The organism is Bernardetia sp. ABR2-2B, from assembly GCF_037126435.1.
Classification (GTDB): domain Bacteria; phylum Bacteroidota; class Bacteroidia; order Cytophagales; family Bernardetiaceae; genus Bernardetia.
On the sequence record NZ_CP147020.1, the window covers coordinates 3,866,720 to 3,892,892 of the forward strand.

The window sequence follows — 26,173 nt, forward strand, 5'->3', positions numbered from 1 at the left end:
CATTTTAAGAAATAAAAATAGTTGTAAGGTTACTTTTGTAAAATAAAATTCTGAATTTATTTTTATACATGAGACTTTATACACTACACAATCCCAATTTCTTTAGAGTGCAAAATAGCCTCTTCACTTTTCAAGAAATAACATGTTTTTTTACCTAAACTTTCTATGTTTTGAAGAATTTTTTTTGTGCTGCTTTTTTGTTGCTTTTTTGTTTGTCGGATATAAATTGCTTTTATATTTTGAGGAAATACTTTGCAGGTTTTTTCATAAATAATAGGGTCAGCTTGAGAGTCGTCTCCTAAAAGGACAAATTCCAAATGAGGATAAAATTCTATTATTTCTTTTATTTTTTGGAATTTATGGTCGTGATTTCCCCTTCCCGTAAAAAGAAAATCAAGGAGGCTTGTTTTGATAGTCTTTAATTTAATGACAGCCTTTGGAAGATTGTGAATTTTGGTAAATTTTTCGATAAAGTTATACAAATTCCATTCACTACTAGAAACATAAAAAAAAGCATTCGTTTCTCCTTTTTCTTGCCCTGCCTTGCTAAGTTGTTGGTAATGAGCAGTTACATCTTCAAATATCTTTCTGTCATTTACATTTCTCCATAGCAAAACATAGATTTTTTTGAATAAATTATTTGTATGAGAAACCAAAAAAGTATCATCAATATCAGAAATAATTGCTAGTTTTCCATCGTAAGGACGCAAAATTTCAGTTGCTTTCTTGACAGACTTTCCCTCATGATTTAGTTCTACCTCTATTTTGTTCCATCCACTTTGAGTATTATCTTGAAAAGAAGTTTCTAAGGGAATAGAAAAACGAAAATAACCATCGCTTAGAGTTTTGGTATGTATTTTTTTATTATTAAAATGTAGAAATACATCTGCATCCGAAATAGTTTTTCTCTGAAAAGTACGAAGAATGGAATAAGCATGTTTGAATCTTGATTTTTCGCTAAGTGTTGTAGCTTTTTTCTTAAATACGTGACCAAAGACAACCAGTAGCTTATCACTAACATAACCTCTATAAACTTTTAAATCAGATTTTAAATGCAAATTTGAATCAGAACGCATACAATCACTTTTCGGAAATTAATATATTTATTTGATAACAACTAAATTAGAATCTAGTTTTGATAGAAGGTAAATAAAAGATAAAAATAATGAATAACACAAACAAAATTTCTGTTTTTTTGGTAATAAATCCCTTAGCAGGTGGTACGGATAAAGAAGAAGAGCTATTTTTGATTAAAAAATATATAGACAGTAAAGGTTATAATTTTTTTTATTATAAAACGACTGGAAATACAAAAGAGCCTAAAGATGATATTGAAATAAAGAAAATCTACAAAAAAAATAAACCAAAGAAAGTATTGATTGCAGGAGGAGACGGAACAATTAAGCTTGTAATTGAAACGCTTTTCGAAGAAGATGTGATTTTTGGAATTTTGCCTTTAGGTTCTGCCAACGGACTTGCAAAAGATTTAGATTTACCTATCAACTTAGAAGCCTGTTTGGATATTGCATTGCAAGATAATTTTAAGAACGTAGATAGCATTTCGATAAATAATATGAAAAGTTTTCATTTGAGTGATTTGGGTCTCAATGCAGAACTTATCAAGAACTACGAAAATACAAAAGCAAGAGGGAAAATGGGATATGTGCTTCAAGCTATTCCAACATTGAGGGATTTTAAAGCTCCTTTTAATGCAAAAATTACGACACAAGATACAGAGATAAAAACACAAGCAAGTGTGATTTTGATTGCTAATTCTAGTAAATACGGAACAGGTGTAGTCGTAAACCCAGAAGGAAAGGTAGATGATGATATCTTCGAAATCGTAGTTTTTAGAAGTCTAGAATTAACTCTTATTTTAAAAATTCTTTTTGGAAACTTACCCATTGAAGATGAAGCAATTGAAATTATCAAAACCAAAAAAGCAACCATTCAAACAGATAGTCCGATTAGCTTTCAAATAGATGGTGAGTTTTGTGGAGAAGTACGAAAGTTGGATATAAAAATGGAAAAAAATAAAATAAAGATTGCAACGCCGAAATAAAGTAAGAATTTAGAAGGTAGAAATTAGAACTGAAAGCCATACTGCAAATTAAATTAAATTGTATTTGTATTTATTTCTGAATTCTAAAATCTGACCTCTAAATTTATTTAAACTCTGCCTTTTTGACACGTTTTTTAAACAACAAATGATTTCTTTGCTTATCTTTGAAAGATATTTGTGATTCTGTTCTGATACAGCCCTTTTTCTGCCAAAAATACGTATATCTTAACTATGATAGACATTCAACCCATAAAATTACGTTTCGGAATTATTGGACATTCCCCTCTTCTTAATCATGCCATCAAAGTTGCTGCACAGGTAGCCAGTACGGATATGAGTGTTTTGATAACAGGTGAGAGTGGAACAGGAAAAGAATCTTTTTCTAAAATAATCCATCAGCTAAGTACACGCAAACACGCTACTTTTATAGCCATTAACTGTGGTGCAATCCCTGAAGGAACAATTAATTCAGAACTCTTTGGACACGAAAAAGGCTCGTTTACAGGGGCAGCAGGAACACGAAAAGGCTATTTCGAAGAAACAGACGGAGGTACAATTTTTTTAGATGAAATAGGAGAAATGCCACTTGATACACAGGCAATGCTTTTACGTGTTTTGGAGAATGGAGAGTTTATAAAAGTAGGTTCTTCGAAGCCTCAAAAGACTGACGTACGTGTTGTGGCAGCTACAAATGCTCGTTTGGTACAAGATGTTGAAGACGGAAAATTTAGAGAAGATTTGTATTATAGACTCAATACTGTTCCTATTTTTGTTCCTCCTTTGAGAGAACGAGAAAATGATGCAGAATTGCTTTTTCGTAAGTTTGCAGGAGATTTTTCGGAGCGTTATCGTAGCAAACCGATTATTTTAGATGAAGAAGCCAAACAGGTTTTGCTTTCTTATCCCTTCCCCGGGAATGTTCGTCAGCTCAAAAATTTAGTCGAACAAATGTCGGTTTTGGAAGGTGATAATAGAAATATCAATGCCGAAATATTAAAAAAATATTTGCCTAAAAATGCACCACGAACAAATACTCTTCCTGCTCTTTCTGGAAATGAAAAAGCGAAAGATAATTTTTCTGAACGAGATTTACTCTATAAAATTTTGTTTGAGATGCGTAGAGATGTAACCGAATTGAAGCAACTTGTTTTGAATATTTTGGAAGGGCAAGGAAGTGCAGGAATGCTACAAAAATATGAACATCTCTTTGATGATATGGATAAAAGTACAAGTCCTTATGCCGAAAAAAATACAAACTTACCATTGTATCTCAATCCATCAAATCCAAATTCTGTTGATTATAATCAAGACCTTCAAGATAATTCTCCTATTGAATACGCAAGAGAAGTAGAAGAAGAAAATGAGTCTCAAAAAGAACCTGAACAAGAACCAGAAGAAGAAACATTATCTTTAGAGAAAAAAGAAAAAGAATTGATAATCAAAGCCTTAGATAAAAATAATAATCGTAGAAAATATGCAGCACAGGATTTAGGAATTTCAGAACGAACACTTTATAGAAAAATAAAGCAGTATGAATTGGATAATAAGTAAACAATGGTTAAATGTCAGTTATTAATGGTTAATTGAATTTCAATGCTGAAATAAAATAGATAATTTTGTGAATTAGATTCGATTACTTGTGGGGACACGAGCAACACATTTGTAAGCAACAATGATAAATAAACATATAAGTAAAGTTCTATTTTTTAGTTTGATTTTATTCTTATCAAGCTGTACGGGAGCATCTCTTTTCAAACTCAATGGAGGAACAATTGATTATACCAAAATCAAAACACTTTCTATTCAGCCTATTTTGAACGATGCAGGACAAGGGCCTCCAACAATTACGATTAATGCAACTGAAAAACTGCGTGAGTTTTATCTTCGAAATACTCGTTTGAGTTTGGTTCAATCAAGTGGAGATATGCAGATTGAGGGACGAATTGTAGGCTACGAAGTTGTTCCTGTTGCACCACAAGGAGGTTCGCAGGTTGCGACTATTCAGCGTCTGCAAATCAGAATGGAAGTTACTTATTACAATGCTGTCAATGAAGACCAGTCTTTTGATGATAAAGTTTATACACAATTTGAAGATTTTGAGCAAAATCAAACGCTTTCACAAGTAGAAGAGCAATTAGTAGAAATTATTTTAGACAGAATTGTGTTTGATATTTTTAATGATACAGCAGGAAATTGGTAAAGAAAATGGCTCTGTAGTACAATGGATAGTGCGTGAGCTTCCGACGCTCAAAATTTAGGTTCGATTCCTAACAGAGCTACTACTTTAAATCAATCCACGTATGTATATCTAATTATATGTACGTGGATTTGCTTTAAATAGCATATTTGTATATTTTTGTGTCAATCCACCGATATAAAAACACGTATTAGTCGGTAGATTTTGACACCTTAAAAGACACCATTAACTTTTCACTGACACCTTGAAAAATATACAACAAAACGAAGCTAAAATATACATGAAGAGTGATGTGCTTTCAAATGGTCACTCTCATTTAATGTTGAGTTTTTCTTATGATGGCAATCGCCTTCGAATGTATACAGGAGAATCTTGTCTTCCAGAACATTTTGAAAAAGCAAAACAGAGGGTAAATAGAAAACATCCATTTCAGCTAGAGACAAATGCTATTTTAAATAAACTATGTACTGAAGTGGTTGCAGAATATAAAAGATTTAAACTGCAAGGGATAATTCCAACTAAGGAGCAGTTGAAAGAGGCTATCAAGCCAAAAAAAGAGGAGGAAATAGCAAAGTATGATATGGGTTATTATTTTGATGCCCTAGAAAGAAAGCAAATAGTAAATGGAAAGGCGAAAGCTACAAGACAAAACTATAAAACATTAAGAAGTCGTTTAGCTCTTTATGAAAGAAGTCGAAAGGTAAAGCTTACTTTTGAAGGCTTTGATTCTATGAGGCATACAGATTTTATGGAATGGTTGATTTATGAAAAAAACAATCATCCTAATACAATAGCAAAACGGAATCAATGTTTAAAGCATTTTTTTGATTTTTGTAAAGATGACCATGGTGTTAATGTAAACCCTTTTTATGAGAAAATAAAAATAGTTACAGTTGATACACCAACCATTTTTCTAGAAGAAAATGAATTAGAAGTTCTTGAGAATATTCAAGTAGATTCTTATTTAGAGAAAACAAGAGATTGTTATCTATTTGCTTGTTATACAGGTAGAAGATACTCTGAGATTGCTGAGTTCACTTATGACCAATTATCCATAAATGACGCTGGATTGGAAATAATGACTTTTTACGAAGAGAAAAAAATTCGTAAAGGTAATTTAGTTGTGGCACTAAATGATAAAGCTATAGCTATAATTGACAAATACAGAAGTAATAATGTTAGAAGTGAGAAGAAAAGATTTGTTCTTCCAACAATGACAAATCAGAGATTAAATAAATACTTAAAAGAACTTGGGCATTTAGCAGAGATAGATACGCCTACAGAGAAAATTATATATGAACAAGGTACTCCAACGAGGGTAATTGTACCAAAATATGAGTTAATGGATTTTCATACAGCAAGACACACTTATGCAACATTGAGCCTTCAAAAAGGTATGGCTATAGAGGTTTTGCAGAAAGAGCTTAATCATGCTAAAATTACACAAACGATGCATTACGCTAAAATAGTAAAATCATATCAACATAGAGAATCATTAAAGGCGTGGAATACAGATAAAATTATTCAAAAATCTTCTGTAATAACAAACCCATCTCAAGAGCTAGAAAGGGTGAAAGAAAAAATTATGATTGCCAATAAAGCCAATAAATCGTATTTAGATTTGGATTATGAATTAGACAGCTTCATAATAAACGATTTAACCTCAAAAGGTTTTTTAATTAAAGTTCCTTCTCCAATAGAAAAATTAAAAGGAATCTTTCACATTATTTCTTGGTAGTGATTACAATCGACTGCAATTTTCGTATATTCTCAATTGCAGAAGCAAACATTCATTAAAGAGTTGCCGCTCTTAAAATGAACTTAAAAAAAAGACAATATCTCAACGAGATATTGTCTTTTTTTATCAATCATTGTCTTTTACAGAGTCTTCCAATAAATCTGCAAAGCGTTCTATAATTTTCTGTTGAGAAGTAATTACTTTTTCCAAAGTAGAAATATAGGCTTGATTATCTGCAATTTTTTGAGACAAAAATTTTATTTGAGAATTAATAATTATATTATTTTTTTTAACTCGTAGTTTATTATCTTTGAAATAAATATTTTAATCATAGCTTTATTTTAATTTTTAAAAGCCGTAAAAGTACAATAACAAAGAGTAATGACAAATAAAAATTCAAATATAATTATCAATTCTAAAATAAGTAAGGATGTAAATCAAGTACAAAATAACTACTCTAAAAAAGAGCAATCAGAAAATACATTTACACTTGCTCAAGCATTTCAAGAAATAAAACAATTGAGAAAAGAGGTTAAAGCTCTAAAACTACAAGTCAAAAAACAAAAGCCTTAATCTATCCACTTCATTTCTACCTCTTCCCTATTCAAGCATTTTATTTCTTGATTAGGATACTTCTTACGATAGCGATTGAGAATATATTGAACGTATTTTGGTTCAATCTCTGTTCCGTAGGCTATTCTATCAGTTGCTTCGGCTCCCATAATCGTTGTTCCAGAACCCATAAACCAATCAATAATAATTTCTTGTTCATCAGATACATCAAGACAAACATCAGCTACCATCTGTACAGGTTTTGGGGTTGGATGGTTAGATAAAGCATCACGGTCTGGATTGGCAAAGCTATTCGCAGTTGGATAATCTACTACATTTGGTCTGAATCTATCTGCCAAGCCTAATTTAGAAGTGTGTTTTGCATCTCCATTTTTGAAAATGAAAATGAGCTCGTGTTTGGCCCTGTAAAAACTGCCATTACCAGCTTGATTTTTATTCCAAACAAGTAGTTGCTTTGGCTCTCTCGTTCCAAAAACAGGATAAGCTCCTTCACATACGTGCCAAGCGTGTCTGAAATCCATACATAGATAAATAATAGCTCCATCGACGCTGTGTTTTGCAGCTGTTTCATAAATTTGTTGAATGAATAACGAAAATTCTTTGTCAGACATCTCTCCAGCTCCTTCTGCAAAATCTGTATGCGTATGTTTTCCTTTTCCACTAAAAAAATTAGTTGGTAGGTTATAAGGAGGGTCTGTAAAGACTACTCTTGCCTTTTTACCATTCATCAAAACAGCTACTTCTTTCTCATCTTTGAAGGACCCACAATATAATCTATGCTTTCCAAGCTCATAAATATCTCCAGCTTTTACCCATAACTCTTGGTCAGATAAAGCTTCTATTTTTTCGGAGTGATTTTCGTCTTGTTCGTCCTCAATATTATCTGTCAGGTTATGGAAATCAAACTTTTGCTTTAGTTTATCAAAAGAAAGTTGAGGCAAACTTATATAGTCTTCCAACTCTTTTATATCTAAATCATAATCATTTACAAAAGTATTCATTCCTTCGTAAGTAATTTTAGCATACGAAGAAGAATAAACTAGAACCAAACGAGCTGCATCTTGTTTGTCTTTACATTCTAGTATCTCCATTGGTAATAATAAAGGAACTTCATATCCTTCTTCAATCATTTCTTTCAAAAGCATTATTCTATGCTTTCCATCTAAGCAATATATAAGCCCCCCTTCTTCTTCATTTATCCAACCTTTTAAAGAGAGAACAAATCCATTTTCTGCAAAACTTGCTTTCAATCTTTGTCTTTCCGTTTTTGGCAATTCTTTAAAATCTTCCTGCTGTATAAATACAACCTCTTGCCAATTAACCATTATCACTTTCAAAACCCTATTCTTAATTACTTTTGGGTCAATTACAACACTATCTCTTTGCATAATTTTAAATAAATTCCTTATATTTTAATAAATTTGTAAATAAAACGCTAATTTATTAAATAATTCGTAATATTTTGAAGGTAATGAGTGAGCAAGATAGAAGATTAGAGGCTTATTTGGGAATAGAGCTGAACATACTTGAGGACAACTGTAGAAACTATCCTGTTGAAATACCAACACTTTATAAAAATGAAGAAAGGCGAATGTTGATAAGAAAATCAAAGATTTGGTCTGTTCAGTTTGATTTGCTTTCTAGGATAAAGAAAACCATCAAGCATTCTATGAAAGAAGGAGGTCATCAGCAAGTTATTGGCTACCTAAAAATAGAGTTTGAAACTGTAGAAACATCTTGGCGTAATTTGCCATTGCCAGTACCAAGTATGTATAGTTCACAAGAGAAAGAAGATTATTTGAATAGAAGAGAATTGCTAGAAGCACAATGCAATCTATTAGACAGGATGTTGAAAGTAACTGAAAGTTGTATAATAGCTATAAAAAATTAAATGATGAGTAATTCAAAGAAAAGTAAACGCATTATGAATTTAATAAACATAAAATTAAAGAAGTTAGAAAATGATTTAGCTGGTTATCCTCTGCCTGTGCCTTCTTTACTTTCAAAGGAAGAGCGATTGAATTATATCCATAGACGAGAAATTATTGAAAAACAAATTCTTCTCCTTCTTGAAATTATAGAAATAAGTAATGAAACCATTTTACTGGATGGTTAGAAATGATAAAAATAGAATGCATAAACGATGGCTAAGAAAAAGACCGAAGAACAAAAGCGACAGAATCAAGAAAAAAGGAGATTAGATAAAGTCCAAAAGATAACTCGTATTCGCCAAGTTTGTGAGTGGATGATGGATGGACATAATACCCAAGATATTATTTATCAAATCCAAACGATGTGGAATTTAAGCTCACGTCAACCTTACACGTATATAAATTGGGCGTTAGAGTGGTTCGAAAAGTCTGTACAAGCAAAAATTGAAGAGCGCAGAGCTGTACATATTGCAGCAAGAATGAAAATGTATAAAGATGTTTTAGAAGATAAAGACTTAAAAGCAAAGGATAGGTATTCAACAGCCTTAACCATTTTGCAAGATGTAGCTAGATTAGAAGGAATGTATAAAGAAACGATAAAAATAGAAAGTGAGCATACTGAAAGTTATAATTTTACGCTAAACTTAGGAGATAGTGAGCAGCAGGAGCAAATCAAAGAACGTACAATTCAATTATTACCGTCCTCCGATAACGAATTATCAGAAGGCGATTCTTGATAGTCCTGCTCGTTATACCGTAACAGAAGCATCTACCAAAGCAGGAAAAACTGCCTCCCATATAATTTGGCTCTTCGAACAAGCCTTGCAAGGAAAAAAAGGAGATAATTTTTGGTGGGTTGCACCTGTTTTTTCTCAAGCTGAGATTGCTTTTAGCAGAATGAAATCACAGATTTCTTTGCCTAATTTTTTTAAGGTCAATATTTCTAAGCTCAAACTTACCTTACCTAATGGCGTACACATTTGGTTTAAATCTGCTGATAACCCAGATTCTTTATATGGCGATGATGTGCAAGCGATTGTCTTTGATGAATTTACTAGAGCCAAAGAAGCGGCTTGGCTTGCTATCCGTTCGGTCGTAACTAAGACTAAAGGAAAGATTAAGTTTATAGGAAACTGCGTTGGACTCAAGTCTTGGCACGGAAAACTGATAACTAAAGCAAAAATCTATACCGAAGAAAATAAAGATAAAGATTTAGAATGTCCTGAATACGAATACTTCAAAGTTACAGCCTATGATGCCGTTGAGGCTGGTATTCTTGCTTTAGAGGAAGTAGAACAAGCCAAGCAAGATATATCAGAAAAGGACTTCAAAGCCTTGTATTTAGTAGAAGCTCCAGATGATGGTGGTAATCCCTTTGGGCTTGGTCACATTGCTTCTTGTATTGTGCCTTCTATTTCTAAAAAACCTCCTGTATGCTATGGAATTGACCTTGCTAAGTCGGTAGATTATACTGTAGTGATTGGATTGGATGAAGATGGACACCTTGCTTACTTCGAAAGATGGCAAGCTCCGTGGAAAACGACACTTAGGAAATTGCAAGGTCTTGAAAATATAGATATGCTAATAGATAGCACAGGAGTTGGTGACCCTATCGTGGAGCAACTTCAAGATGTCTTTGACTTAGCTGAAGGCTTCCACTTCTCAAGTCGGAGCAAACAGCAACTTATGGAGGGCTTGGCTGTAGGTATTCAGCAGCAAATTATAACTTTTCCTGATGGCATTCTTAGGTATGAGTTAGATAGCTTTCAGTACGAACATACAAGAACCTCTACTCGTTATTCTGCACCTGCTGGAGAACACGATGATACGGTTTGCGCCTTAGCTCTTGCTTACAGAAAATATGAAGAGCTTGGTAGGCAACCTGTGTCAAGAGCAATGCCTATTTATGGGGGGCGTTAATTTCTATTAGATAATTATTTTTAATTAAATCCTCAACGAAATTATCTACTGAATCAAAACGAATTTCTATTCCTTCATATTCTTTGAGACGTTCTGCAAATCCTTTCATATATTTTTCTATGCTTTCTTGTCTTGTAAACCTTCCTTCATTTTTGAGTTGTTCTACAATTTCCAAGTTTGATAAGGATTTGATAACCTGCTCATCCTGTGTTTTGTATGTTTTCATAGTTCTAATTTTATGCTGCAAGTTCTTCTTTGCGATTATTTAAGTAGGTATAAACTTTAGCTTGATTAAATGTTTTGAGGGTTTCAAAATTTACCCTTTCTATACGTTTGTCTTTTGAATATTCCACTAAATTATGTAAAAATAAAATCCAATTACTGATTTTTTCAAATTCTACTGTTCCAGAGTGATGTCTAAATTCTACCGTCTTATATTTTACGTAAGACTTTGTGTTTAATTTACTTTTTCTATAAGGAATGGCATCTGTCAGTTCTCTGATTGTAGATGCGTTCTCTACATCTATTTTATGTCTGATAATAGAACTGCAATATGAGTTGTTACTTGCCCTTCTGCTATTTGGTAAAAAAGTATCGATTACACTTTCTAAATCTGCATAATTCAAAACTAAGTTTTTAAACTGTTTTAGTTTGAATTTACTTGCATCAAAATGTATATGCGTCCCACAAGATTTATTGATATAAGCATTACAATTCTTTAGAGCTTTACATACTTTCTCAAGTTCTTCTAATCCATTTTTACCTTTCAAAATTGGACTGACAATTTCAAATCCATTTGCTCCTCGTATGCTAGAATCTGTTATTATCTTCCAATGCCTTTTTGTTGTATGATTGTAACGCTCTATTTTTACATCAATACCTAGCCTAACAAGTTCGTTTTGTAATCTTGTTTTGGTTACGTTATAGGCTTCTATTTCTACTCCAAATTGCCTATTGAAAATAGTAGGTTTAAATTTATTTCCATTGCGACTGTTAATTTTATTAGGGTAAGTTTTCGCATATACATTTTGAACAAAACCATAGCCAACTCCCATTAATTCGGCTACTTTTTTTCTTGTAAATCCCAACTCTAAAAGTTGTTTTATTTTGTTCGTTTTAGTGGTTTGAGAAGCTAATATTTGCTGTGTCATGAGTATGATTTTTATAAGTAGTTTAATTACATACTGTACACGACACGTTTAGTGAATGGTTACGAAATAAACAATAAAATGAATAATAGATATAAATTAAAAATAAATTAAAATATATCTATTTTATTGTAACCTATATTTATAATCATCGTGTACAGTAGTGTAAATTAAACACTAACCATAATTTTATAAATAATGACTACGACAATCATAACATACATACACGAAGACTTACAACACGAAGCTATTTTGGTAAAACATAAAGGAACTTCTGAACAGCTAGAAGCGAAATTGAGAAAGCAATTTGAAGAACATGAAAAAACAATAACACTAACAGATGTAGTAATATTTTTGATGAGTAAGTCAAAAAAATATCAGATACTAGAAAATGAATATTTTTGGAAGGAATCTGAATTTAGAAAAAGCGAAATATTTAAAGCTGCAAGTCAAGAAATAGAGTTTGCTTCAGATAGCTATTTCCAAATATATAATTAAAGAAAGAACGAGACTATCGTAACCATACCGACACGTTATCGTGTACAGTAGTGTAAATTTAACACGAACTAAATAATAAATAGAAATGAAACCTCAAATAATCAAGCTTCAATCTTATACATCTAAACTTCCTAAGACAAATTGTACTATAAAGGTTGCTGTAAAAGTTACAGATTTTCATAAAAATGATTGCCTAAAAACTCAAGTATTTACAGATGCTATATACGAAGACGGCTTTGTAAGCATAGATGGAGGCAAGGATTTTCATTTAGCACATCAATTTCTCTTTCATAAACTAAAAAGAACAAAATAACATCATGAACATATTCTCATCAAATATAATAGAAGAGTACCTCCAAGAGTATGACAGAACTGTCCCAGTTACTAATAAAATATACGTTTATGAAACCCAACAAGCAAATGAAAATATATTTGTAAAATATAGAATCGGAGAATATAGCAAATACGAAAATAGAGATAAAGAAATGTACATCCCTATCACGGATTTGATAGACTTTACTTTTCTAAAATTGAAGAAGATAGAAAAATCTCTTGGGATTTAGATACAAAAAAACACCTTCCAAAAGCTAATTTAAGAAAAGTGTTTTAGCGATGAGCCTTTGGGTATGCTTATCTAAGGTTGGTAGCGTAAAGACTTCTATTGTGCTGATTGAGGGATTCGAACCCACACTCACATTTCTGCAAAACAGGGCTTAAACCTATCGTGTCTTCCAGTTTCACCAAATCAGCAGTTGTAGCGATAGAGAGATTCGAACTCTCAAAACCTAGAGCCTAAATCTAGTACGTATGCCAGTTCCGTCATATCGCTATTTTTGCAGATAGTACAGGATTCGAACCTGTGTATCAAGTTAATGATAAATGAGTTAGCAACCCATCGCAATAAACCACTCTGCCAACTATCTGTATTTTGAAGAGAGTAAGGGATTCGAACCCTTGTACCGAACAAACGGTATCTTGTTTTCAAGACAAGCGCAATCAGCCAGACTCTGCCAACTCTCTTTTTTATTTGTATAACAGGCAAGATTCGAACTTGCGACCTCTTCATTCCAAATGAAGTAAACTACCACCGTTATCCTGCTATATATGAGCGAAATGAGAATTTCGAAATCTCAACCCTCAGTTTGGAAAACTGATGCTCTGCCTTTGAGCTAATTTCGCTTTTTTGAAATAGATGCGAGTGTTGGATTCGAACCAACGTATGTCGCATGACCCCAGCTTATGAGACTGGTGAGAAACCACTTCTCGAACTCGCATTATAATTTGTGGAAAAGATTGGATTCGAACCAATGACCAACAGAGCTTCAATCTGACACTCTACCATCTGAGTTACTTTTCCAATTTGCGAGAATGGAAGGTGTCGAACCTACGACCTATCGGTTAACAGCCGATTGCTCTACCACTGAGCTACACTCTCATTTTACACACTCTGTAAGAATCAAACTCATGTGTATGCTTTTGTTACCTCGTTAGGGTTCGAACCTAAACTCTTCTGAACCAAAGTCAGACGTGTTACCCATTACACCACAAGGCAATATTTATTTTTATTGTGGAAACTATAGGATTCGAACCTATAAAGTCGCAAGACTCCAGATTTACAGTCTGGCGCAGATTCCCATATCTACAAAGTTTCCATATTATAATTGTACTCCATAGCAGAATCGAACTGCTGTTATCTCTTAGAAAGAGAGATGTGATAACCCCTACACTAATGGAGCAGGTTTAAGAGTTAGGCTAATAGGGTTCGAACCTATGACATTCTGTGCATCAGACAGATACTCTGACCAACTGAGTTATAGCCTAATTTATAGATGCAGTGATCGGACTCGAACCGATGACCTGAAGGTTATGAGCCTTCCGAGCTACCAACTGCTACCACGCTGCATTATTTGTTTTGATAAACCCTGTTTGCCTGTTTAAAGTTCCTTTCAATGCTTCTCTATTCTACTTGAAAAATTAGGCATAGTAGGAGGGTTTGGATAAAACAAATGACAATCTTCCCTTTTCTCTACGACAGAAACTTTATTATTAGGAACAGTCCAATACTTACTATCAATATCTTGATAGCCTTCGTTTTCTGAAATAGAAGTTGTAAACCTTTTACAAGAGTCTTTTATTTCACAAGCTACTCCTGCACATTTTGCGATGTCATTCATAAAATCAGTTATTAAAATAATTATCAACTCCCCTCGTAATTGCCTTAGCAATAGTAGTCTGTCCTTCTTGACTTTTTAAATATTCTAAATCACTACTATTTGTCATAAAAGCGCATTCAACCGTTACGGCAGGGCAAATAGTTTTTCTAAGCACCATGTAATTCCACCCAACAGCTTTTCCTCTATTAAAACTCCAAGCTCGGTCTGGTAAGCCTGTTAGCTTTATCATTTGCTCGTGTATGTCAATGGCTAGTTTTTCTCCTTCTTTGCTGTATTGTAAAATTTTATTTCCATTCTCATCCTTTATAGTCCTTTTCCAAAAAAAACTAACAGTTCCACTGGCAGGAGTAAACTCTAGTTTTGGGAAGTTTGGCTGATGAGCATTACAATGAAGGTCTATACAAATTACTTTTTTGCCTTGCTCTCTAGCCTTGAGTGTAATTCTATTAATATGACCAATTACTATGTTTAGAGCTTTTATTGGATTTGGGTCTTCATAATCATAAGGGTTGGCAATGACACACTCATAACCTAGCCTTTCTAACATCGGAATTGTCTTTTCAGTAATCCATTTATTCAAAGTGTATTCTTTTGTTTTGTCAGGAGCTTCTTTACCAGAAGTATTCAAGCCGTGTCCATTTCTGAAAACGATAAGATTATTTTTGTTTGGATTCGGCTTTTCTTTTCCCTCCTGCTCCTTTTCAGATTCCTCAATCAAAACCTCAATCGGCTCTTTTTCTTCTTCTTTAAAGTCATCAATGGCAACAGGTATATTGATAATTATATCATCACTATCTTCTCCTATCTCTTCATCTATTTTTTCTTTCTTTTTCAAAATCCCTAACCAAAACAGGATTAATTTTACACTTCCCCAAATCATATTTTTTTTATTTTATTATTCTAGCAATTCCAATTACAATTTTACCATCTGTATTTGCTACACTATTCCATTCTAATAATACATCCTCATTTTTTGCATTTTTATAATAGTTTCTAAATTTAGAATCTGAAACAGCTCCTTTTTTTTCTCCAGTAAATAGTTTCCATGTTTCTTCCTTGCTTCGCTCAGAGATATAATTGATGAAGCACTCGCCTGTCATCATTATATAATCTAAACCTAACTTGTCTTGCCAAGCCTTATTTACCACTAAAATTTTACCTGTATCTATCTCTACAATTAGAAATAAATCTTTCAATACATCTAAAATATCCGAGAAGGAAAATTGAAGTGATAGCATATTAGCAAATCGTTCAGACCTTCTTATTTCTCTCTCCACATTTTCATTATCAGTAGTCATTTTTTGAAAAATTGATAGTAAATCAGTTCTTTTTTTGATAAAAGTAAAAAAATAAAGCTGTTTTTTTATGAATTTTGCAAAAAAATCAAATAATTTTATCATTTTTACAATCAAACGTTATAATTGTTAAAGATTTTATAATCAATCACTTAATTTTTTAGAAAAATGGTAGAGCAAAATGAAAGTATAGAAGAGTTGAAAGATGTAGTTTCTTTCTTGTGTGACACAGGCGAAGCTATAGATAGAATCTATGAAGATGGAAAAGCAGAGGCAGATGAGTTTGTGAAAGAAGGAACAGGATTGCTAATAAAATCTCCTAAACTAACAGGTTTACCGAAAGCAATTGAACAAAGAAAGCTTTTAGTAAATCCTGCTAAACGCAAAGAACTCAACGATTTTGTAGCGCAAGATTTAGACCTCTTGAATGATGGAGTAGAAGAAGTTGTTGAAAATGGCTTGAATGCTCTTGACGCATTAACAACACTTGGTCAGTCTGTGCATAAATTGAGACAGAAGAAAGTAGCGTAATTAAAAAAAGCAAAAGATAATTTTATAAGTAAAAACAGAAGATGCTGCCAGGATTAGATAAACTACTTTTTTGGAAAAAAAAGCCAAAGAAGGGCAAGGACGAGTATAAACACGAAGCCCAAAAGGAGAAAAGTAGCAGTAAGGTTGTTTATAAATTTCCAATTAGTGGAGGTTCTCGTAGCTCTTCTGTTTCTACTAAAGGTTCGTTTGCAGGAGGAGATAAAGAAAGAGAAATTTACCCAGAGTTTCCTTTGGAGTGGATTCCAATTTTGAGAAATCTTTCTGTCTATGATAGGAATGTAGGTAGAGCCGTAAATAATAGTGTTGCTCTTGCTCAAACTACTTATCAAATCGAACTACCTGACAATCTATCCAAAAGGGATAGAAAAAATATTATGGAGACGATTCGCACTTTTGAAAAAGATGCTAACATACATTCTTTTACAAGAAATGCGATACGTACAGTTACTTATTCTGGTGGAATTGCTACTGATGCTATTTTAGTTGCTAATCCTTTTCCTTCTGCTGTGAAGCGTTTGGCTATTTTGGATTTGTCTAATATTCGCTTCAACTACAATCCAAAGTCGGATGAGTACATAGCCAAGCAAGTAAATGTCAATGTGATTGGTAAGTCAGAAATTATACTTCGAAAAGAAACTTTCTTTTATGAATGTATAAACCAGTTGGAGGAAAATCCTTATCCAGTACCTGCTTTGTTGGCAGCAATTGAAGATATAACAACTCAAAAGGAGATGTTAGATAATTTCAAAATTATCATTCAAAAATTGGGAATGATGGGTTTTTTGGAAGTGCTTGTTAGCATACCAGAACAAAAAAAAGGAGAAAACAATGATGCTTTTTATGAGAGATGTAAAAAACATCTGATTGAATATACTGATGAAATCAATAAAGGTCTAGCAAATGGATTTGCAGTAGCCTATGAAGGAGCAGCTTCTTTCAAGATGAATGCTACTAACATAAACTTTACAGGTGCAGAAAAAGCCTTTGAAATCATCAATAAACTATTGCACAACGGACTGAATACTGATGGTGTTTTTATGAACGATAATACGAACACTTCTGAAACATTCGCTAGAGTTCTTTTGCAAGTTCTGATTGGCAATATTGATAGCATCCAAAAGACAGTTGCTTCTGTTTTAAGTCAAGCGTTTCTACTTCACTTGAGGCTACAAGGTTTTACCAAATTGGATTGGGTAAATGTTGTTTTTGAAAAGCCACTCATTGGAGATGCCTTGAAAGAAGCTCAGACCGAGGCAGTAAGAATACAGAATGCTAAGGCAAAAGAGGATGCTGGGTATATTGATTCAGATGCAGCAGCTCAAGAGTTAGGACATGAAAAAGCATCTGGTATCAAAAAAGAAAATCAAACACCTACTCCAAAAGTAGAAGTAGGACCCGATAATAATACAAACCCTGATAAGGAAACAGAGGTATCTCTATCAAGGGAAGCCGATTTTGAAGCGACAGACTATAAAGATGATTATCTGACTAAAAATGCAGATAATTATTATACAGTTTTGGAGAGAAAATACAAGTCAGCAAGTAAGAAATTAATCAAGTTAGTAAAAGGAAATTTAGAAGAAATTGAACTTACTAATGAGAATGATTTAGTAACTATTTTCTTTTTAGTTGTAGAGCAAAACTGGGAAACGCTCTTTACAGAGAATATCCAGAAAGACATTGAAAATTATACACAAAAGGTGTATAGAAAGTATCGTAAAGACAAATCTATTTTTCCAAAAGAGGAAGAAAAAGAAACTCAAAATGCAAAGGCTATAAATGCTAGTTTTGTCTCTCCTCCAGAGATGGTGGAGGATTTTTTAGACACTCGTTTGATTGAGTATTTGGCAGAAAGTGATGGTTTTTACTTGGGTAAATTCATTACAGATGAAGCTGCTAAACGCAGGATTACTCAAATGCTATTAGACTTTTATGTGGCAAATGATGGCGAAATTGGAAATAGCCAAACGCTTAGAGAGTTTGCAGAATTGATGCAATCTCAACTAGAAATAGAGTTGTTTCAAATTCGTAGGATTGTAGATACAACGATGACAAATGCAAGGAATTTTGCACACATCAAGTATCTAAATCAAGCTGAAATAAAGCAGTTCAGAAGAGTAGAAATTGGAGATAGATTGACTTGTGTACACTGTCAAGCAATAGACGGAGATATATATGAGGTAGCGATGGAAATTAGAAAAGCAGAAATCTTTGTTTCTTCTAATCCAGAAGATATAGTAAATATTTCTCCATTTGTAACGACAATAGATATTGATTCTTTTAGAAATATGAGTGCAGCCGAAAGACAAGCGCAAGGAATAGGCGCACAGGCAGCACATCCAAAATGTAGGGGGAGAATTGTAGCAGTTGTAAATTAGAAGATATGGAAGCAGAATTGAAAATTGTAGGAGGTGTCATCATTGCTATTATGTTTTTTGCCAACACAGGTATTGGTATTTGGATTTATCGCATTATGAAGTCTTCTGAAAAAGTCGATACGCTCAATGATGAGATAGACAAAACTAATGCTAAAATTACCAAAATAGAAGAAAAGGCAAGAAATGATAGACAGGATTTATTGGACAAAATTAATTCTGAGCGAGAAGAAAGAATAAAGTTTGAAGCTCGTATAAAGCAAAATGAAAAAGACATTTCAAATTTGAGAAATGAATTATCTAGAAACTCTCAACGCTTTATAGAGATAGCTCAGAAGTTTGAAATTTCTATTACACACTTGAATACTTCTATGGAAAATTTCTCTGGGATACTAAAAGAAGTGAAAGAAGATTTGAAGGAAATAAAAACACATAGTGAGAAAAGATAAGAAGTGAGATAAATTATTACAAAATAAACGGATAGTATAAATGGATAAGAATAAAACAAAACGCCCCTTTGCAGTACAAGTCATTAACAAAGGACTTCCTGCTGTAGAAAATTTTGATAGTAACTACGCTTATTTTGGGTTTAGACTTTTCTCTGCTGACTCTATTATTGGAGCAGATGGATGGAATTGTTCTTACTGTCCAAAAGAAGTCTTACAAGAAGCTGCTCATAAATGGAACGAAAATGTCCTTCGCTTAGACCATAGATTAGCTACAAAAGAACTTGTCGGAACAATTTCTCAAGTTTGGTTCGATGACGGCACTATTCAAGATGGCGTTCGCATCCCCTCAGGTGTTAATGGTTATTTTAAAATTAACCGTACAGAATTTAGTAAAGAAGTAGAGTTACTACAATCTGACCCTGCTGGAATACGCTACACAAGTGCAGGTATTTCTTTTGAGTTCGAACCTTCCCATGAATTTGAGGACGATTGGGATTTTTGGAGGCAAGTAGGAAAGACAATCAATGGAGAGTATGTTCATTTCAAAATTACCAATATAGAAGAGGTCTTTGAGCAATCTCTAGTTTGGGAAGGCGCAGACCCTTGTGCAGTTAGGTTAGAAGAAGAAAATGATGAGGTTATTTTCAAATACTTGAAAGAAAACAGAGTATTGGATGACAGTCGTTTGCAATCATTAAAAGACAGCAATCTTAGTTCTAAAGAATTCAAAACTGAGCTCAAAAAAGAAATGCCAAAAGGAATTGGTCGTTTTGCTAAGATGACTTTTGGAGGGAATCCTTCAGCAGGTAAACAAAATTTTTCAAACACAGAAGAAAAGTCAGCAAAAGACGAATCACAAAACCCACTTAATCCCCTTGATGATACATTTGGAGAAGGTTTGGGTAAAATAATGAGTGAAGAAGAAGAGAAATTCAAAAGCATTATAGAGAAAAAGGAACAAAAACAAGTATCTCTTGAGCAGCAACTCAAAGAAAAAACCTCTACCATTACAAGGCTACAAGTAGAAGTAGAAGAGCAAAAAGAGGAAGTAGCAAAGCTAAAAACTCAACTTGATTTTGCTAATAAAAAAGCCAAAGACAACGAAGAGTTTGCAACCTTATCAAAAAAAATCTTAGAGAAACAAAGAAGTTATGCCAAAGAGGTCTATACCAAGCAAGGTAAAGAACTGCCAAGTAGCATAGAAAATATCATCGATAAAGCTGACTTCGAAACGCTTGATGATTTGATTGTAGATTTTGGAGGCAAGTCTATGACAGCTTATGGGCAACCAAAATGTAGTGAGTGTGGCTCTCAAAAGTTTGTAATTCGCAATTCTGAACATACAGATTTGCCAGATGAGCGTAAAGGGAAAACTTCAAATTTAGATGAAGCATTAGATAATTTTAATTTCAACCAAACTATAAAATAAGATGACAGGAGATATTCAACCAAGAAATAAAGCAGCCTATCCTGAACAAGGTTGCGTGATGACTTTAGATTGTGCAGACAACTCGCCTTTGGTAAGAGGGCAAGAGGTAGTGATTACCACGGCAGGTTTAATAGAAGCTCGTAATACAGACACATCTGATAACTTCATCGGAGTAGTAGACTCTCTACCTAAAAATGGAAAGGTTGGGGTTCGTACTATTTTCCTTTGTGAAACATTTGTTTCAAGCTCAGATGGTACTACCTCTTTAGGTGCAAACGGAATAGGAGTGAAACCAACAGGAAGTTTGCTAAATGGTACGCCTATTTATGAAGCAGCGACAAGTGGAAATCATTATGCAGCCATCATTTTAGATAATACAGATTCTGCAAATACTCGTTTAGGTATTTTATATACACCTAGAATCTCAACGGCTGTTTAGGTAAAGCAATTTTGATAGTTATAAAATAGTATAGAATAAAAATAATTATAATTGGATATGGATAAGAAAAAATATATTGGGTGTGAAGCTACCCAACAGTTCTTTGCTCAAAAGAGAGAAAATAAAGCAACTCTTTCAAAAGAATCTGCCAACCAAGCTGCTGAATCAGCAAGAAAAAGTTTTGCTGAATTTGCTGAATTTGTTTATAAAATACGAAGTGGTTATACGCAGGGTGATACAAAACACGCCCCTATTAACCTTTCAACAGATGATGCTTTCAAAATATTCTATGGAGCAGAGTCTACTTTTGAGTTTTTACAACTCTTTGGTGTAAATCCTGAAAAAGATACTTTGGAAGGAATGGCTCGTAAACTTACAGGGAATGCTGGGTTTAGCTTAAATCCTGCTGAAGTATTTGAGATGATGGCTACTCAGAGTTCACATACAGCCTACTCTGTACAACGTGGAGATTATTCTCCAGAGTTTACATTTTTGCTACCACAAGTAATTTTGGATGCTATCTATTTAGGTTATGCCAACTCTGGTATGCACTTGAACTGGATTATGCGTACACAAAATACCAATGGTCAAGACAGCGCAACATTCCCTTATATCGTAATGGGTGGAAGCCCTGCTGCTATTACAGCCGAAGGTGCAGATGCAAAACTAGCGACTGTTGAGATAAAGCAAAAAAAGCCAAAAACTCAAAAACTGACTGGTGGAATCAAAATGACTTACGAAGTTTTGAGAGGCACTACGCTTATCAATTTAGCTGACGCTCTTTCTTATGTTGGTGAGCAAATGGCAATGAAGGCAGATGCAATGGCAATGAAAGTCTTAGTTAGTGGAGATTTGACTGACGGTTCAGAATCTGCTCCTGTCATTGGAGTAGGCACAACTGGAGAGTACAAGGCAAAAGACATTAAAAAAGTAATTGCTCAAATGACACGTCTTACATACAATTCAAGTCGTATGATTACTGGACTGGATACAGGAATGGAAATTGACGAACTTCCTGAATTTGCTGGATATAGTGGAGAAACAAAGCAATTCCGTTTACCTCCTTTAGGTGTTCCTCAAAATTTTACTCGTGAGATTTTTACAATGCCTTCGGAAAATCAGGCTTTACTTCTTGACCCTAATCGTGCCATGGTAAAACTAGAAGAGTCAGGTGTAATGATTGAGCAACAAAAAAACATTGTAAATCAAACTGTTATAGGTGTTGTATCTATGAGTCTTGGTTTTGGAATTTCTCGCCGTAATGGCAGAGTTATTTTGGATAAAACTGTCGATTTTGCAACAGACGGTTTCCCAGATTATATGGATGTAGATACTTTTGTTGCAGAATTTTACACAGACTAATTAGGTTTAGTCTGTGCTATTTTCTTTTTTTAAATACCCAAATAATTATTCATTATGGAAACGATATTTGTAAAAATAGCACCTCACTCAAATCAGTTTTGGGACCCAACGAACAAAAAACAAAAAATGTTAGTAGGAAGAGAAATTTTTGAAGTACAAGATACGGCTGAAATCCAAAAAGGAATTGCTAATAAAGCTCTACTAAAATCTAGCAAAGAAGAGTTTGATAAGCAAGATGGAGAATCAAAAACTGATTCTTCAAAAGAGGAGAGTAAAAAGATAACTCAGGGTAAACCCTCTCCCAAAACAAGGACAACAAAAAAGTAGAAAACTAAACTATGCCACTAACCATAAAAGACATTATCCAAAACAGATTGCCGTTTCTGAATTATTCAGATGTGACAGTTGATGCTCGTTTGGATAAAATCATAATGGAAGTTCAATATACTCTGCAAAAGCCTTTAAAAAAGGAAGATGTAGTTGTAGAAATTGAAACCACTTATAGCCAACAGGAGATAATTTTGATTGGCGTATATGTGGCATACTTGGGCGTTTTGAGAAAGGCTTTTACTACACTGGCTGGAGATACCGAAACTTCGGAAGAGGCATCTGCCAAAACTTTGAAAAAGGCTAAAGCTGATGTGGTAGAAGCTGAATTTCATATTAGTAAGGCAAGTGATGGTTCTTCTATCCAGTTGGACACCAAAACATTACTTGCTTCTCTAAAAGATGAGATTTGTGATACGGCTGCTCTACTGGGTATTAACTTAGTGATTTGTAACATGTGTAATAGCGATTTACCTTTTGCTTTTCGAATTAATCAATGGAAATAAGCATTTGAAATTATGGCGAATTTATTAAGTGTAAAAGATTTTGCAGAGTTCAACAAAGCTACTCAAGAAGACTTACCAGATACCTTTTTGAAAAATGATATTGTTTATCATCTTGCAGGTCAGATTTACGACCCATTTATGGAAAGTAATGATGATGATAATTTTACAGATATTCCTTTAAAGGGATTGATTGTAGATTCAGATTCAAAGCAAGATGCACAAGCCAAGTTTTCTCAAATGGGCAGAACGGATATGTCAGAGCATTATGTTCTTATCAATTTTGCTCAATTAGAGGAAAACAATTTAGTAGATAGCAATAGAGAACTTCTGATGGAAGCCGAAGCTGATTCTATTACCCTAAGAGGAGAACGTTATGAAGTTACAGCCGTGACACAAGTTGCTGATTTTGGAGATGAGAAAACGTATGTAAAGATAAGTTATAGAGATAATATCCGACCTAAAAAGTGATGAGTTATGCCAGTTCGTAGATTTGGAGATATTGGAAAGGCAAATAAGGTTTTTGAAAACTTAAGTCAAAACCTCATTAAAGCTGAAAAAAATATTCTAGCTAAAGTAGCTTCTAAGGCTGAACAGCTTGCCGTGGATAGGATAAAGTCGCAACCTAGTGAGTGGAAAAGACTAAGCCCTGCTTATCTCAAAAGGAAATTAGGAGGTTCTTGGGGAAGAATAAGAAAAGATGGTAAGAGAGATAGACGCTACAAGAATAAATCTGAAAAAATATTGATTGCTAGTTCTACTTACATCAATTCTATTACATCTAATGTCAGTAACTCTTTAGTAGCGTATGCAGGTGTGCCGAAAAATGCAAAGTATGATAATGGAGAAAGTGTAGCAAAAATAGCTGCCGTTCATGAATATGGCTCTACGAAGAAAAATATACCAGCTCGTCCTGTATGGATGCCTGTAAAAAATCAAGTAAGGACTTATATTTTGACTTCATCAGAGATTCCAAAAGAAATGAAGGGAGCTTTGCTTAGAGGAATAAAATAAATTGAAAAAATAAAAATGTACTTCGAACTAGCACAATTAGACCGAGCTTTTTATGATTACTTGCGAAGGCGATTAGTAGAAAATGGTTATTTGCCAGATATTGCTACGCTTTCAGAGAGTAATTATAAAACACAGATGCAATCAATGGCTAGTAGTCAGAAAGTGATTGAGATTTTTGGTGTAGGTTCGATAAAGGCACGAGGGAGAGTTGATGTAAATAAAGTTGTTATTGATAGAATTGATATTTCTCCTGCTGATATAGGAGCGTATAATACAAAGTATTACAAAAAGACATCGGAAACAACGTATGAAAAGCGAGTGCGTCCATCAATGACCTACAATGTAACTTATCAAATAGGATATGTTACGGATGATACGATAGAAGATAGGAAATTAATGGATTTGATTTTATCCACTTTCGGTGCAATGGGCTGCAAAAATGGAATAAATCCAGACTTTTCAAAGACCGAAAATTACTTTCATTATAGGCAAGTAGATTTCAAAGACAATTCAGATGGAGATTATTTTGAGAAGATTTTTAGGTATAGCGTTCAAAACGTTTTTATCTACCAAGACACAATAGAAGACACAAATATATGTGTATTGAAGGATATAGATATTGATACGATAAACGAGTGAGAAAGTAAGTAAAGAAATTGATAAAAAATTGAATTGATAACTTAAAAATTGATAGAATAATGGCAGGAAGACCAAGAACTACCGTAAGTTTTAGAGAAGATTCGCAAACAGCTTTTAGTTTGGGTGTAGCAAAATTTGCTGTACAAGTAGTAACAGAAAGAGGCGTTGCTAATCAACCAAAAGAAATTCGTACAGAAAGAGAATTTATACAACATTTTGGAAAAGTAATACATCAAACAGGAGAAGAAGCTGTAAGAGCCTTGCGAAAAGGGGCAATTCTTATCATCAATCCACTACATAAGTTTGCTTCTGAAGCAACTGTCGGAACAAAAGCAACGGCAGTCATTACAGTTGGAGCAGAAACTCTGACCGTTACAGCCAACGAAGTAGGAGAAGGATATAATGGAGTTGCCATTCGGACAATTTCTCCACGAAGCCGTAAAACTGGCGTTGTAGATTTGATAGTTTCAAAGGGAAGTGAGTTTTCAGAAACTGTTTTTGATGTTCCTATTTTGCTTGATGCTATGGAACTTATCAGTTTAAACAAAAAGCTAATTAATGTTTCGCTTTCCATTTCTGCTACACTTACCCTTACCAATTCTCTTACAGGTGTTTTGGGTTCAGGAGCAAAAGATGCTAGTGCCTTGCTGCCTGCTGATATTATAGCAGCCTTGAATGCAGCCTATCAAGACTTTGATTTTGGAGAGGTGTTTCATTTAGTAAATCTTTTCTATGCAAATTTTGAAATAGATGCTGCTTTTGTTGCACTTGGAGAAGCAAAAAAACTATCAGTGCATCTACCATTGCCTTTGCATGTGTCGGCTGCTGATGCCATCGCTCAACGAGAAGGTACAGATTCTTTTTCTCATCAGTCTATCAATTCAATGTTTGCCGAATACTGGATAGGGCAGATTGAGGTGCGTAGCATTCAGGACCCAACACAAATTATAGATTTGCATCCGATGGCTGATATAATGGCTGCCATCGCAAAGAAAGATGTTATCGGTCAATGGCTTAGTGCTTCGGCTGCTGAATATGGTCAGCTAGATGGGGATGTACTCAACGCTCGTAAGTTCTCTGATTCAGAACTGGATCAACTCTATGACGCAGGAATTAATTTCGTTTCTCGTGTTTCTGGCTTTGGAGTCAAATTGAATGGTAATAATTCTTTGTGGAGAGATAGGTCTCAATTGGCAAGTAAAAGAAATATTGGAGATTTGACAATTTACAATCTTCGTTGGACAGAGAGACTTGGTAACAAATATATAAACAAGCCTGCTGACATACAGACCTTTAGAGAGATGTATAGAGAGGCGTTAGAAACTCTGAATGACTTGGTAGAGCGTAGAGCAATCACAGAATTTAGATGGGTAGGAGACCAAGAAGCTGATACATTAGATGATTTGATTTTGAATGATAAAAACCAAGTGCAGCTAGGAAATTACAAAATAGAAAATTATGTAACTCCTATTGGAGCATTGGAGCAAATCGGAATTGAAACTGTCAATACACAAGGTGTAGGCGCAAGTTCTGCTGTGCTTTAATACA

Annotated in this window: 32 protein-coding genes and 15 tRNA genes; 25 read left to right on the forward strand and 22 right to left on the reverse strand. The window is 33.9% G+C overall.

All coding sequences use genetic code 11. The annotated features are described in order from the left end of the window. Window positions 1-83 precede the first annotated feature (83 nt). Entirely contained in the window at window positions 84-1,076 is a 993-nt protein-coding gene (locus tag WAF17_RS16135; RefSeq protein ID WP_338761759.1) for an App1 family protein, read from the reverse strand. 89 nt (window positions 1,077-1,165) lie between these two features. On the opposite strand from WAF17_RS16135, the gene WAF17_RS16140 reads away from it, so the two are divergent. The 5 genes from WAF17_RS16140 (at window position 1,166) to WAF17_RS16160 (ending at window position 5,997) form a co-directional block, all read left to right on the forward strand. Beyond that, complete coding sequence (locus tag WAF17_RS16140; RefSeq protein WP_338761761.1) at window positions 1,166-2,062, forward strand: diacylglycerol kinase family protein; 897 nt, start codon at window positions 1,166-1,168, stop codon at window positions 2,060-2,062. Window positions 2,063-2,293: 231 nt separating this feature from the next. Further along, window positions 2,294-3,613 carry a sigma-54 dependent transcriptional regulator gene (locus WAF17_RS16145; RefSeq protein WP_338761764.1) on the forward strand — a complete coding sequence of 440 codons (1,320 nt, stop codon included), beginning with the start codon at window positions 2,294-2,296 and terminating at the stop codon, window positions 3,611-3,613. 121 nt (window positions 3,614-3,734) lie between these two features. Continuing rightward, window positions 3,735-4,262 carry an LPS assembly lipoprotein LptE gene (gene lptE, locus WAF17_RS16150; protein WP_338761766.1) on the forward strand — a complete coding sequence of 176 codons (528 nt, stop codon included), beginning with the start codon at window positions 3,735-3,737 and terminating at the stop codon, window positions 4,260-4,262. Between the two features lie 7 nt (window positions 4,263-4,269). Then, window positions 4,270-4,341 (forward strand) — tRNA-Arg (locus WAF17_RS16155). Between the two features lie 162 nt (window positions 4,342-4,503). After that, a complete protein-coding gene (locus tag WAF17_RS16160) occupies window positions 4,504-5,997 on the forward strand; it encodes a tyrosine-type recombinase/integrase (protein WP_338761768.1) in 1,494 nt (497 codons plus the stop codon). A gap of 126 nt (window positions 5,998-6,123) precedes the next feature. On the opposite strand, the gene WAF17_RS16165 is transcribed toward WAF17_RS16160, so the two are convergent. After that, entirely contained in the window at window positions 6,124-6,249 is a 126-nt protein-coding gene (locus WAF17_RS16165; RefSeq protein WP_338761770.1) for a hypothetical protein, read from the reverse strand. 129 nt (window positions 6,250-6,378) lie between these two features. On the opposite strand from WAF17_RS16165, the gene WAF17_RS16170 reads away from it, so the two are divergent. After that, a complete protein-coding gene (locus tag WAF17_RS16170; protein ID WP_338761772.1) occupies window positions 6,379-6,570 on the forward strand; it encodes a hypothetical protein in 192 nt (63 codons plus the stop codon). On the opposite strand, the gene WAF17_RS16175 is transcribed toward WAF17_RS16170, so the two are convergent. Continuing rightward, entirely contained in the window at window positions 6,567-7,958 is a 1,392-nt protein-coding gene (locus WAF17_RS16175; protein WP_338761774.1) for a site-specific DNA-methyltransferase, read from the reverse strand. The two genes, WAF17_RS16170 and WAF17_RS16175, sit on opposite strands and share 4 nt — an antisense overlap. Before the next feature lie 83 nt (window positions 7,959-8,041). Between WAF17_RS16175 and WAF17_RS16180 the strand changes: the two genes are divergently transcribed. Genes WAF17_RS16180 through WAF17_RS16195 form a run of 4 tightly spaced genes read left to right on the forward strand, consistent with a single transcriptional unit; the run spans window position 8,042 to window position 10,421 of the window. Continuing rightward, window positions 8,042-8,461: a hypothetical protein gene (locus WAF17_RS16180; protein ID WP_338761776.1), complete on the forward strand. Its 420-nt coding sequence runs from the start codon at window positions 8,042-8,044 to the stop codon at window positions 8,459-8,461. A 33-nt stretch (window positions 8,462-8,494) separates the two neighbouring features. After that, on the forward strand, window positions 8,495-8,686 hold the full coding sequence (locus tag WAF17_RS16185; protein WP_338761778.1) for a hypothetical protein: 192 nt from the start codon (window positions 8,495-8,497) through the stop codon (window positions 8,684-8,686). A gap of 27 nt (window positions 8,687-8,713) precedes the next feature. Continuing rightward, window positions 8,714-9,238, forward strand: coding sequence for a hypothetical protein (locus tag WAF17_RS16190; protein WP_338761780.1), 525 nt, complete (start codon window positions 8,714-8,716; stop codon window positions 9,236-9,238). After that, window positions 9,156-10,421, forward strand: coding sequence for a terminase family protein (locus WAF17_RS16195; RefSeq protein WP_338761783.1), 1,266 nt, complete (start codon window positions 9,156-9,158; stop codon window positions 10,419-10,421). The genes WAF17_RS16190 and WAF17_RS16195 overlap by 83 nt, the downstream gene beginning before the upstream one ends. Here the strand turns inward: WAF17_RS16195 and WAF17_RS16200 are convergent. Both WAF17_RS16200 and WAF17_RS16205 read right to left on the reverse strand, forming a co-directional pair. Continuing rightward, on the reverse strand, window positions 10,402-10,647 hold the full coding sequence (locus WAF17_RS16200) for a hypothetical protein (protein WP_338761786.1): 246 nt from the start codon (window positions 10,645-10,647) through the stop codon (window positions 10,402-10,404). The two genes, WAF17_RS16195 and WAF17_RS16200, sit on opposite strands and share 20 nt — an antisense overlap. A gap of 10 nt (window positions 10,648-10,657) precedes the next feature. Further along, entirely contained in the window at window positions 10,658-11,572 is a 915-nt protein-coding gene (locus tag WAF17_RS16205) for an amidoligase family protein (protein ID WP_338761789.1), read from the reverse strand. Between the two features lie 195 nt (window positions 11,573-11,767). Between WAF17_RS16205 and WAF17_RS16210 the strand changes: the two genes are divergently transcribed. The 3 genes from WAF17_RS16210 to WAF17_RS16220 all read left to right on the forward strand — a co-directional run bounded on the left by WAF17_RS16210 (window position 11,768) and on the right by WAF17_RS16220 (window position 12,630). After that, on the forward strand, window positions 11,768-12,067 hold the full coding sequence (locus tag WAF17_RS16210; protein ID WP_338761792.1) for a hypothetical protein: 300 nt from the start codon (window positions 11,768-11,770) through the stop codon (window positions 12,065-12,067). Window positions 12,068-12,152: 85 nt separating this feature from the next. Next, window positions 12,153-12,380: a hypothetical protein gene (locus WAF17_RS16215; RefSeq protein ID WP_338761795.1), complete on the forward strand. Its 228-nt coding sequence runs from the start codon at window positions 12,153-12,155 to the stop codon at window positions 12,378-12,380. 4 nt (window positions 12,381-12,384) lie between these two features. After that, window positions 12,385-12,630 carry a hypothetical protein gene (locus tag WAF17_RS16220; protein WP_338761798.1) on the forward strand — a complete coding sequence of 82 codons (246 nt, stop codon included), beginning with the start codon at window positions 12,385-12,387 and terminating at the stop codon, window positions 12,628-12,630. A 101-nt stretch (window positions 12,631-12,731) separates the two neighbouring features. On the opposite strand, the gene WAF17_RS16225 is transcribed toward WAF17_RS16220, so the two are convergent. From WAF17_RS16225 to WAF17_RS16305, 17 genes are all read right to left on the reverse strand, one after another. Then, window positions 12,732-12,817 (reverse strand) — tRNA-Leu (locus tag WAF17_RS16225). A gap of 5 nt (window positions 12,818-12,822) precedes the next feature. Further along, window positions 12,823-12,896: transfer RNA gene (locus WAF17_RS16230), tRNA-Leu, on the reverse strand. Between the two features lie 7 nt (window positions 12,897-12,903). Beyond that, window positions 12,904-12,990, reverse strand: a tRNA-Ser gene (locus WAF17_RS16235). 8 nt (window positions 12,991-12,998) lie between these two features. Continuing rightward, window positions 12,999-13,087: transfer RNA gene (locus tag WAF17_RS16240), tRNA-Ser, on the reverse strand. 10 nt (window positions 13,088-13,097) lie between these two features. Beyond that, a tRNA-Pro gene (locus WAF17_RS16245) sits at window positions 13,098-13,169 on the reverse strand. A 5-nt stretch (window positions 13,170-13,174) separates the two neighbouring features. Next, a tRNA-Gly gene (locus WAF17_RS16250) sits at window positions 13,175-13,246 on the reverse strand. A 13-nt stretch (window positions 13,247-13,259) separates the two neighbouring features. Further along, window positions 13,260-13,341 (reverse strand) — tRNA-Met (locus WAF17_RS16255). A gap of 10 nt (window positions 13,342-13,351) precedes the next feature. Then, window positions 13,352-13,424 (reverse strand) — tRNA-Phe (locus WAF17_RS16260). 6 nt (window positions 13,425-13,430) lie between these two features. After that, a tRNA-Asn gene (locus tag WAF17_RS16265) sits at window positions 13,431-13,502 on the reverse strand. Between the two features lie 44 nt (window positions 13,503-13,546). Continuing rightward, window positions 13,547-13,619 (reverse strand) — tRNA-Gln (locus WAF17_RS16270). A 16-nt stretch (window positions 13,620-13,635) separates the two neighbouring features. Continuing rightward, a tRNA-Tyr gene (locus WAF17_RS16275) sits at window positions 13,636-13,719 on the reverse strand. Between the two features lie 12 nt (window positions 13,720-13,731). After that, window positions 13,732-13,803 (reverse strand) — tRNA-Glu (locus WAF17_RS16280). A gap of 11 nt (window positions 13,804-13,814) precedes the next feature. Beyond that, a tRNA-Ile gene (locus tag WAF17_RS16285) sits at window positions 13,815-13,888 on the reverse strand. Window positions 13,889-13,896: 8 nt separating this feature from the next. Further along, a tRNA-Met gene (locus tag WAF17_RS16290) sits at window positions 13,897-13,970 on the reverse strand. 43 nt (window positions 13,971-14,013) lie between these two features. After that, window positions 14,014-14,241: a hypothetical protein gene (locus tag WAF17_RS16295; protein ID WP_338761800.1), complete on the reverse strand. Its 228-nt coding sequence runs from the start codon at window positions 14,239-14,241 to the stop codon at window positions 14,014-14,016. Between the two features lie 4 nt (window positions 14,242-14,245). Beyond that, window positions 14,246-15,121, reverse strand: coding sequence for an N-acetylmuramoyl-L-alanine amidase (locus tag WAF17_RS16300; RefSeq protein WP_338761802.1), 876 nt, complete (start codon window positions 15,119-15,121; stop codon window positions 14,246-14,248). Window positions 15,122-15,128: 7 nt separating this feature from the next. Further along, window positions 15,129-15,539, reverse strand: coding sequence for a hypothetical protein (locus tag WAF17_RS16305; protein ID WP_338761804.1), 411 nt, complete (start codon window positions 15,537-15,539; stop codon window positions 15,129-15,131). A 165-nt stretch (window positions 15,540-15,704) separates the two neighbouring features. Between WAF17_RS16305 and WAF17_RS16310 the strand changes: the two genes are divergently transcribed. Genes WAF17_RS16310 through WAF17_RS16365 form a run of 12 tightly spaced genes read left to right on the forward strand, consistent with a single transcriptional unit; the run spans window position 15,705 to window position 26,169 of the window. Then, on the forward strand, window positions 15,705-16,067 hold the full coding sequence (locus WAF17_RS16310) for a hypothetical protein (RefSeq protein WP_338761806.1): 363 nt from the start codon (window positions 15,705-15,707) through the stop codon (window positions 16,065-16,067). A gap of 41 nt (window positions 16,068-16,108) precedes the next feature. Beyond that, window positions 16,109-18,466 (forward strand): hypothetical protein, encoded by a 2,358-nt coding sequence (locus tag WAF17_RS16315; protein ID WP_338761808.1) that lies wholly within the window; start codon window positions 16,109-16,111, stop codon window positions 18,464-18,466. Between the two features lie 5 nt (window positions 18,467-18,471). Further along, window positions 18,472-18,912 carry a hypothetical protein gene (locus WAF17_RS16320; RefSeq protein WP_338761811.1) on the forward strand — a complete coding sequence of 147 codons (441 nt, stop codon included), beginning with the start codon at window positions 18,472-18,474 and terminating at the stop codon, window positions 18,910-18,912. A gap of 40 nt (window positions 18,913-18,952) precedes the next feature. Beyond that, window positions 18,953-20,341: a hypothetical protein gene (locus WAF17_RS16325; RefSeq protein ID WP_338761813.1), complete on the forward strand. Its 1,389-nt coding sequence runs from the start codon at window positions 18,953-18,955 to the stop codon at window positions 20,339-20,341. A 1-nt stretch (window position 20,342) separates the two neighbouring features. After that, window positions 20,343-20,780 (forward strand): hypothetical protein, encoded by a 438-nt coding sequence (locus tag WAF17_RS16330; RefSeq protein ID WP_338761815.1) that lies wholly within the window; start codon window positions 20,343-20,345, stop codon window positions 20,778-20,780. 57 nt (window positions 20,781-20,837) lie between these two features. Then, window positions 20,838-22,142 carry a hypothetical protein gene (locus tag WAF17_RS16335; protein ID WP_338761817.1) on the forward strand — a complete coding sequence of 435 codons (1,305 nt, stop codon included), beginning with the start codon at window positions 20,838-20,840 and terminating at the stop codon, window positions 22,140-22,142. A gap of 54 nt (window positions 22,143-22,196) precedes the next feature. Then, on the forward strand, window positions 22,197-22,469 hold the full coding sequence (locus WAF17_RS16340; RefSeq protein WP_338761819.1) for a hypothetical protein: 273 nt from the start codon (window positions 22,197-22,199) through the stop codon (window positions 22,467-22,469). A gap of 11 nt (window positions 22,470-22,480) precedes the next feature. Beyond that, window positions 22,481-22,975, forward strand: coding sequence for a hypothetical protein (locus WAF17_RS16345; protein ID WP_338761822.1), 495 nt, complete (start codon window positions 22,481-22,483; stop codon window positions 22,973-22,975). 12 nt (window positions 22,976-22,987) lie between these two features. Continuing rightward, complete coding sequence (locus WAF17_RS16350; RefSeq protein ID WP_338761825.1) at window positions 22,988-23,443, forward strand: hypothetical protein; 456 nt, start codon at window positions 22,988-22,990, stop codon at window positions 23,441-23,443. A 6-nt stretch (window positions 23,444-23,449) separates the two neighbouring features. Beyond that, window positions 23,450-23,986: a hypothetical protein gene (locus WAF17_RS16355; RefSeq protein WP_338761828.1), complete on the forward strand. Its 537-nt coding sequence runs from the start codon at window positions 23,450-23,452 to the stop codon at window positions 23,984-23,986. 15 nt (window positions 23,987-24,001) lie between these two features. Beyond that, window positions 24,002-24,625: a hypothetical protein gene (locus WAF17_RS16360; RefSeq protein WP_338761831.1), complete on the forward strand. Its 624-nt coding sequence runs from the start codon at window positions 24,002-24,004 to the stop codon at window positions 24,623-24,625. Window positions 24,626-24,684: 59 nt separating this feature from the next. Beyond that, window positions 24,685-26,169 (forward strand): hypothetical protein, encoded by a 1,485-nt coding sequence (locus WAF17_RS16365; protein WP_338761834.1) that lies wholly within the window; start codon window positions 24,685-24,687, stop codon window positions 26,167-26,169. The last annotated feature ends 4 nt before the right edge of the window (window positions 26,170-26,173 follow it).

What these genes read in the sequence shown, in the direction of transcription:
- WAF17_RS16185 (WP_338761778.1), top strand. Translation starts at nt 8,495, where the DNA reads ATGAATTTAATAAACATAAAATTAAAGAAGTTAGAAAATGATTTAGCT.
- WAF17_RS16320 (WP_338761811.1), top strand. Translation starts at nt 18,472, where the DNA reads ATGGAAGCAGAATTGAAAATTGTAGGAGGTGTCATCATTGCTATTATG.
- WAF17_RS16170 (WP_338761772.1), top strand. Translation starts at nt 6,379, where the DNA reads ATGACAAATAAAAATTCAAATATAATTATCAATTCTAAAATAAGTAAG.
- WAF17_RS16365 (WP_338761834.1), top strand. Translation starts at nt 24,685, where the DNA reads ATGGCAGGAAGACCAAGAACTACCGTAAGTTTTAGAGAAGATTCGCAA.
- WAF17_RS16145 (WP_338761764.1), top strand. Translation starts at nt 2,294, where the DNA reads ATGATAGACATTCAACCCATAAAATTACGTTTCGGAATTATTGGACAT.
- WAF17_RS16325 (WP_338761813.1), top strand. Translation starts at nt 18,953, where the DNA reads ATGGATAAGAATAAAACAAAACGCCCCTTTGCAGTACAAGTCATTAAC.
- WAF17_RS16315 (WP_338761808.1), top strand. Translation starts at nt 16,109, where the DNA reads ATGCTGCCAGGATTAGATAAACTACTTTTTTGGAAAAAAAAGCCAAAG.
- WAF17_RS16205 (WP_338761789.1), bottom strand. Translation starts at nt 11,572, where the DNA reads ATGACACAGCAAATATTAGCTTCTCAAACCACTAAAACGAACAAAATA.
- WAF17_RS16215 (WP_338761795.1), top strand. Translation starts at nt 12,153, where the DNA reads ATGAAACCTCAAATAATCAAGCTTCAATCTTATACATCTAAACTTCCT.
- lptE (WP_338761766.1), top strand. Translation starts at nt 3,735, where the DNA reads ATGATAAATAAACATATAAGTAAAGTTCTATTTTTTAGTTTGATTTTA.
- WAF17_RS16135 (WP_338761759.1), bottom strand. Translation starts at nt 1,076, where the DNA reads ATGCGTTCTGATTCAAATTTGCATTTAAAATCTGATTTAAAAGTTTAT.
- WAF17_RS16210 (WP_338761792.1), top strand. Translation starts at nt 11,768, where the DNA reads ATGACTACGACAATCATAACATACATACACGAAGACTTACAACACGAA.
- WAF17_RS16180 (WP_338761776.1), top strand. Translation starts at nt 8,042, where the DNA reads ATGAGTGAGCAAGATAGAAGATTAGAGGCTTATTTGGGAATAGAGCTG.
- WAF17_RS16190 (WP_338761780.1), top strand. Translation starts at nt 8,714, where the DNA reads ATGGCTAAGAAAAAGACCGAAGAACAAAAGCGACAGAATCAAGAAAAA.
- WAF17_RS16330 (WP_338761815.1), top strand. Translation starts at nt 20,343, where the DNA reads ATGACAGGAGATATTCAACCAAGAAATAAAGCAGCCTATCCTGAACAA.
- WAF17_RS16350 (WP_338761825.1), top strand. Translation starts at nt 22,988, where the DNA reads ATGGCGAATTTATTAAGTGTAAAAGATTTTGCAGAGTTCAACAAAGCT.
- WAF17_RS16340 (WP_338761819.1), top strand. Translation starts at nt 22,197, where the DNA reads ATGGAAACGATATTTGTAAAAATAGCACCTCACTCAAATCAGTTTTGG.
- WAF17_RS16300 (WP_338761802.1), bottom strand. Translation starts at nt 15,121, where the DNA reads ATGATTTGGGGAAGTGTAAAATTAATCCTGTTTTGGTTAGGGATTTTG.
- WAF17_RS16220 (WP_338761798.1), top strand. Translation starts at nt 12,385, where the DNA reads ATGAACATATTCTCATCAAATATAATAGAAGAGTACCTCCAAGAGTAT.
- WAF17_RS16310 (WP_338761806.1), top strand. Translation starts at nt 15,705, where the DNA reads ATGGTAGAGCAAAATGAAAGTATAGAAGAGTTGAAAGATGTAGTTTCT.
- WAF17_RS16345 (WP_338761822.1), top strand. Translation starts at nt 22,481, where the DNA reads ATGCCACTAACCATAAAAGACATTATCCAAAACAGATTGCCGTTTCTG.
- WAF17_RS16355 (WP_338761828.1), top strand. Translation starts at nt 23,450, where the DNA reads ATGCCAGTTCGTAGATTTGGAGATATTGGAAAGGCAAATAAGGTTTTT.
- WAF17_RS16140 (WP_338761761.1), top strand. Translation starts at nt 1,166, where the DNA reads ATGAATAACACAAACAAAATTTCTGTTTTTTTGGTAATAAATCCCTTA.
- WAF17_RS16175 (WP_338761774.1), bottom strand. Translation starts at nt 7,958, where the DNA reads ATGCAAAGAGATAGTGTTGTAATTGACCCAAAAGTAATTAAGAATAGG.
- WAF17_RS16305 (WP_338761804.1), bottom strand. Translation starts at nt 15,539, where the DNA reads ATGACTACTGATAATGAAAATGTGGAGAGAGAAATAAGAAGGTCTGAA.
- WAF17_RS16295 (WP_338761800.1), bottom strand. Translation starts at nt 14,241, where the DNA reads ATGAATGACATCGCAAAATGTGCAGGAGTAGCTTGTGAAATAAAAGAC.
- WAF17_RS16200 (WP_338761786.1), bottom strand. Translation starts at nt 10,647, where the DNA reads ATGAAAACATACAAAACACAGGATGAGCAGGTTATCAAATCCTTATCA.
- WAF17_RS16360 (WP_338761831.1), top strand. Translation starts at nt 24,002, where the DNA reads ATGTACTTCGAACTAGCACAATTAGACCGAGCTTTTTATGATTACTTG.
- WAF17_RS16335 (WP_338761817.1), top strand. Translation starts at nt 20,838, where the DNA reads ATGGATAAGAAAAAATATATTGGGTGTGAAGCTACCCAACAGTTCTTT.